The organism is Microcystis sp. M109S1 (genome assembly GCF_020247025.1).
Lineage (GTDB): Bacteria > Cyanobacteriota > Cyanobacteriia > Cyanobacteriales > Microcystaceae > Microcystis.
In genome coordinates this window covers 1-4880 of record NZ_JADBRW010000404.1, presented here as the reverse complement: position 1 = coordinate 4880, position 4880 = coordinate 1, and the positions used below count along the sequence as shown (strand labels likewise).

The window sequence follows — 4880 nt, the reverse complement described above, 5'->3', positions numbered from 1 at the left end:
TGTTAGTGCAAGAAAATAGGATTGGGACTTTCAAAAACCTTGCATTATCCTTCTTATAGTACATCGCTTGGTACAAAAAACAAGGGCAACAAAGCCTGAAACTCCTGACTCCTGACTCCTGACTCCTGACTCCTACCCCCAGGAAAAACTTTTTCAGCAGACCCTAATTATCAAACCGAAAGAAGAATTGATCAAATTGTCAATCGGTGAAAATAGAAAACCCCGTTATAGTACCAACATGAATCTTGAACTAGCCGAAAAGCTAAATTTAGAACTTTGTGCCACTCGTTGTCCTTCTTTTAAAAATCTTCTCGACTTTCTGCAATCTCTGTCAAGAGGATAGCAAACCATTAACTCCTCCATCCCAGCCAAGAAACCTGCGAGCGCTACTGACTTGACACTGTTCTAAACCCCAAAAAAGGCAGATTTTATGGTAAAATAGTCGTACAAATGGGCATATTTTGCACATCAAAAGGGTAAAAGCCCGATTTTTAGCGAATTTACTCACAAAAACGCTTTTTTGCCTTGTTATTGGAGTTAACCCCCCTATGACCGCCGCCCAGGATCATATCGTCCCCACAGACTTAAGCAATGAAATGTCCCGTTCCTATCTAGAATACGCCATGAGCGTCATCGTTGGGCGCGCCTTGCCCGACGCTAGGGACGGACTGAAACCCGTACACCGGCGCATTCTTTATGCGATGTACGAACTAGGATTAACCCCCGATCGCCCCTTCCGGAAATGCGCTAGAGTCGTCGGGGAAGTATTAGGAAAATACCATCCCCACGGGGATACTGCCGTTTACGATGCTCTCGTCCGCATGGCCCAGGATTTCTCCATGCGCGATCCCCTGATTAACGGTCATGGTAACTTCGGATCGATCGATAACGATCCCCCGGCAGCCATGCGTTATACCGAGTGTCGTCTGCACACCCTGGCCACCAACGCCCTACTACAGGATATCGAGTCAGAAACCGTCGATTTCGCCGATAACTTCGATGGTTCCCAACAGGAACCCGTGGTTTTGCCCTCTAGAGTCCCACAACTGCTAATTAATGGCTCATCGGGCATCGCCGTCGGTATGGCCACCAATATCCCCCCCCACAACCTGGCCGAGATTATCGATGGAACCGTTGCCCTCATCCATAACCCCGATCTCACCGATACGGAATTACAGCGTTATATCCCGGGGCCGGACTTTCCCACCGGGGCGCATATCCTTGGTAGAGACGGCATTCAGGAAGCTTACACCACTGGCCGCGGTTCCATTACCCTGCGGGGAGTCGCCACCTTTGAAACCATCGAACAAAGGGGAAGACCCGATCGAGATGCTATTATTATCACCGAACTGCCCTATCAGACCAATAAAGCGGCATTAATCGAAAAAATCGCCGATTTGGTCAATGATCGCAAAATAGACGGTATTTCCGATGTGCGGGACGAAAGCGATCGCGACGGCATCCGGGTAGTGATCGAACTGAAACGAGATGCCTATCCTCGCGTCGTCCTCAACAATCTTTATAAACAAACGCCCCTCCAGTCGAATTTTGGGGCGAATATGTTGGCATTAGTCGATAACGAACCGAGATTACTGACTTTAAGGGAGTTTCTCCGCGTTTTCCTCGATTTTCGGGTAGAAGTGATCACCCGTCGTACCCGTTATGAACTCCGCAAGGCCGAGGAAAGGGATCATATCCTTCAGGGTTTACTAATTGCCCTCGCTAGTCTCGATGCAATCATTGCCCTGATTCGCAGTGCTGCCGATACAGCTACCGCAAAAGAGGGATTAGTGCAGAATTTTGGTCTCTCAGAGGTGCAAGCAGACGCAATCCTACAAATGCAGCTGCGACGGTTAACCGCCCTAGAATCGGAGAAAATTCAGCAAGAACACGGGGAATTACTGGCAAAAATCAGCGATCTTCAGGATATTTTAGCCAGAAAAGAACGTATCGACACCATTATTGAGGAAGAACTGCAACAGATCAAAACGATTCACGCTACCCCGCGTCGCAGTCATATTGAACAAAGGGAAGGAGAAATCGCCGAAACTGACCTGATTGCCAACGAACAGGCCTTAATTCTCGTCACCGAACAGGGTTACATCAAAAGAATGCCCGTTAATACCTTTGAGTCCCAAAATCGGGCAACAAGGGGCAAAGCTGGCGCGAAAATGAAAGAAGACGACGGCATCGATCACTTTATCACCTGCCGCGATCACGATAGCGTCCTCTTTTTCACCGATCGCGGGGTTGTCTATAGTCTCAACGCCTATCATATCCCCACCGGTTCCCGTACCGCTCGCGGCGTTCCCATCGTGCAACTGTTAGAGATTCCCAAAGGGGAGAAAATTACCTCGGTGGTGGCAGTCAGCGAGTTCAGCGAGGATAATTACCTGATTATGCTCACACAAAAGGGATTTATCAAGAAAACCGCCCTCGCTGCCTTTAGTAATATTCGATCGAACGGTTTAATCGCCATTTCTCTCGAAGACGGTGATCAACTACGTTGGGTTCGCTTGGCCAAAGAGGAAGACAGCGTCATTATCGGTTCTCGTCAGGGGATGGCAATTCATTTTAAGGCCGATAGTCAACAATTGCGCTCCTTGGGAAGGGCAACTAAAGGCGTAAAATCGATGAAATTGCGCTCAGGTGACGAATTAATTAGTATGGACATCCTGCCTAGTCAAATTGTCGCCCAAATCGCTGAATCTAACGAAGAAGAAACCGAGGACGAAAGCGAAGAAATTAACCCCGAAGTGGCTAATAATGGCCCCTGGGTGTTAGCGATTACCATGGCAGGACTAGGAAAACGGGTTCCCGTTACCCTCCTCCGTCTGCAAAATCGGGCGGGATTAGGAGTCAGAGTGATTAAATTCCGCAAAAAGAACGATAAATTAGCGGCTCTGCACGTTGTTAACCCCAACGAGGAATTTATGATTATCACCGAACGGGGTATTATTATCCGTCAATCCGTCGATGCTATTACTCCCCAATCGCGATCGGCCGGAGGCATCCGGGTACAAAAACTCGATGAGGACGATGCGATCGCTGCGGTGGCCCTAGTTCCCCCTAGTGATGCGGAGGAATCTGAAGACATTTAGATTTGCCCGGAAGTGGGGTGTGGGGTGTGGGGTGTGGGGTGTAGGGTGTGGGGTGTAGGGTGTGGGGGTGACTCCTATCTCCTGACTCCTGACTCCTGACTCTTGTTCTGAGGATTTGGGATTAAAACTGAAAAAAGTGCATTAATTGGGAGATTTCCTGAGCTTCTAAGGATAAACGCCCTTTAAAATCCACAATATTCTTAAATAATCCCTGTTCTTCTCTGTTTTTAATAATGGCAGCTGCCAAATTATCACTGACGAGGGGTAGGGTTTTTAACTGCTCGATCGAGGCGGTGTTAGGATTGATTTTAGGGGGTGCGAGGGGACTTTCCGGACTATAATAGGCAAATTCTAGAATCGGTTGCCAAGCTTTCAATCTAGCCACAGGAACACTCAAAGCAGCCGCTAGATCTTCAAGAGAAAGCAATTCTACCCCCATACCCAGCAATTCCACCAACATCCGCGCTTGATGGATGGATATCCCCGGCAATCGCAGCCAATCATCCACACCCGCTTGACTGACATTAATTTTAATGCCCAATTGCGCCGCCATAGCGATCTCATCGAGGGAACGAAAGCGATAATAGGGATCATTGCTAATTTTGGCTTTTAAAGGGTTAAAAGTGCGCCCTAACCAGTTTTGCGGTGTCATTATAGTAATTGTCGCCGTTTTTCTTCAAATTCGTACTCAGAAATTAATCCTTCTTGCCGGAGGCGCTCTAATTCCCTTAAAGCTGCCCCGATCGCCTCTACTTGTTTAGGCTCTAAACTGGGGACAGTGGCAGCAGCGGGAAAATAGTTAGCCAAAAATTGGTTATCTTGGATTAAATACCACACCGCATCGATCGCGCAAGCCACCCGGGGAATCGGAGTTTGCCAAAGGAGAAGATAGATAATTCCCCAGAGAGGTTGACCGAGATAGAATTTATGAATACCGGCGATAGGAAAGGGGAAAGCGAGAATACTACCGATAAAAGCCATAAAAATCGCTAATTTACGGCTTTTGGGCTTACTTAATAATTTTTCCACCAGAAGCATGACACCTGTTCGAGATTGATTTTAGCCTGATCTGAACTTTCTATCGTGAACTACTCTCAAGATCGTTGAGAGCTTCCTATTTCACGGGGGATTGCCTCAAGACGGACTTACGCCCAGATTTTGGTCTTATATCCCCTCTATAGGCAGTATCGCTAGTTCCTAACGACAATATCCGTAAGCTTTCATCTCGAATATTTATTGCCGCATTTATGTCACGATCATGGATTGTTTTGCAATGTTCACAAGTCCATGTTCTAACATCAAGGGACAAACTCCCTACTTGATTTAGACAGACATGACAAGTCTTAGAACTAGGGAAAAATCTATCAACTTCGATATAAGTTTTTCCTTCCCATTCTGCCTTGTATTTGAGCATTGTACAAAACATTCCCCAACTACAATCACTAATAGCCTTAGCTAAATTATGATTGGGTACCATGGCTTTAACATTGAGGTTTTCTACCGCAATAACTTGGTTTTCGTTAACTATCTTACGGGATAGCTTGTGGAGAAAATCCTCACGACATCTTGAGATTTTAGAGTGAACTTTAGCTACTTTACGTCTAGCCTTTTGACGGTTGTTGCTTTCTTTCTTTTTGCGAGAAAGTTTTTGTTGGTTGCGTTTTAGATTACGTTGATGTGTGGCTAAATGTCTAGGAGTATCATATTTACTGCCATTACTGGTAATAGCAAAATGATTAAGTCCTAAATCGATTCCTATGGCTTTACCGTCCGATGACT

The 4880-nt window shown here is 46.5% G+C and carries 4 protein-coding genes; 1 reads left to right on the top strand and 3 read right to left on the bottom strand.

All coding sequences use genetic code 11. The annotated features are described in order from the left end of the window. Positions 1 to 548: 548 nt before the first annotated feature. Positions 549 to 3101, top strand: a complete 2553-nt coding sequence (gene gyrA / locus IM322_RS19825; protein ID WP_287673419.1) for a DNA gyrase subunit A — start codon at positions 549 to 551, stop codon at positions 3099 to 3101. 121 nt (positions 3102 to 3222) lie between these two features. On the opposite strand, the gene IM322_RS19820 is transcribed toward gyrA, so the two are convergent. The 3 genes from IM322_RS19820 to IM322_RS19810 form a co-directional block, all read right to left on the bottom strand. Next, positions 3223 to 3753 carry a ComEA family DNA-binding protein gene (locus IM322_RS19820; protein ID WP_287673418.1) on the bottom strand — a complete coding sequence of 177 codons (531 nt, stop codon included), beginning with the start codon at positions 3751 to 3753 and terminating at the stop codon, positions 3223 to 3225. Next, positions 3753 to 4139: an NINE protein gene (locus tag IM322_RS19815; protein ID WP_287673416.1), complete on the bottom strand. Its 387-nt coding sequence runs from the start codon at positions 4137 to 4139 to the stop codon at positions 3753 to 3755. The genes IM322_RS19820 and IM322_RS19815 overlap by 1 nt, the downstream gene beginning before the upstream one ends. Before the next feature lie 76 nt (positions 4140 to 4215). Continuing rightward, positions 4216 to 4880, bottom strand: a 665-nt coding sequence (locus IM322_RS19810) for an RNA-guided endonuclease TnpB family protein (protein WP_287713313.1), incomplete at its 5' end; no start/stop codon positions are given.